This is a genomic window from Paraburkholderia hiiakae, from assembly GCF_904848665.1.
Lineage (GTDB): Bacteria > Pseudomonadota > Gammaproteobacteria > Burkholderiales > Burkholderiaceae > Paraburkholderia > Paraburkholderia hiiakae.
This window is the reverse complement of record NZ_CAJHCQ010000059.1, coordinates 1-878: the sequence shown is the minus strand read 5'-3', so window position 1 is coordinate 878 and position 878 is coordinate 1. Positions and strand designations below refer to the sequence as shown.

Here is an 878-nt window from a genome sequence, read left to right as displayed (position 1 = left end):
AGGGCTCCGAAGCATTGCTCCGACAAATGGCCGAAGGTATAAGGGAAGGATGGCCTGTATAAGGCCACTACCACGGCTCGTCCCATCCGCAGCCCATTCATGCGGGCCGTGTCCCCACGTAAACAGCAAGGAGGCGACGCCTATGGTGCAGTTGCAGATGGCATTACAGGACATACCGGGAAGGCAGGCGTACTTTCTTGAGGTGCCCGGTACTGAAAGCGCAGCACAGTTGTCAGTCGTGGAATTCGATGCCACCGAGAAGATGGGTGAGCCCAACGAGGTGAGCATCACCCTCACCCACCCGTTCCAGCTCTCGCGCGCTGATTACCTGAATCTCGACGCGACGTTCACGATTGCGGCGGACGACGGCGTTGTCCGGAAAATCTCCGGCTACATCGCGAAGTTCTCGACGATCCAGCAGACGAAGGACTATGTAAAGTACCTGGTCGTGCTGAAGTCGCATGTCGGGCGCCTGCAGGGTGTGACGAACTCGCAGACATTTCAGCATCTCACGACGCCGCAGATTATCCAGAAGATCCTGCGCAGTCACGGCATCAAGGATCACCAGATGGCGTTCCGGCTGCGGCGCCAGTATCCGACCCATCTCTGGCGCTTCCAGCACCAGATGACGGATTTTGATTATGTCCAGATGCTGATGCAGAAGTCGGGCATCTACTGCTTTATTATCGAAACGGAATACGGCGACCAGGTCGTCTTTGCGGATGACATCGACCACTATATCTACGATCCCAGACTGATCGTGCCGTACCGCGAACTGGCCGGTCTCGAAGCCAGTGGCATGGAAGCGATCACGTCGCTCAAAACCCACAACGTCACGGTGCCACAGGGCTTTACCGTCGCCGATTACAACCCGGAAG

The 878-nt window shown here is 56.9% G+C and carries 1 protein-coding gene; it reads left to right on the top strand.

Annotation, left to right across the window (positions count from 1 at the left end; all coding sequences use genetic code 11):
- Window positions 1–142 precede the first annotated feature (142 nt).
- Window positions 143–878 (top strand): phage late control D family protein (locus tag JMY28_RS38815; protein ID WP_201701149.1); only part of this gene is annotated, 736 nt, incomplete at its 3' end.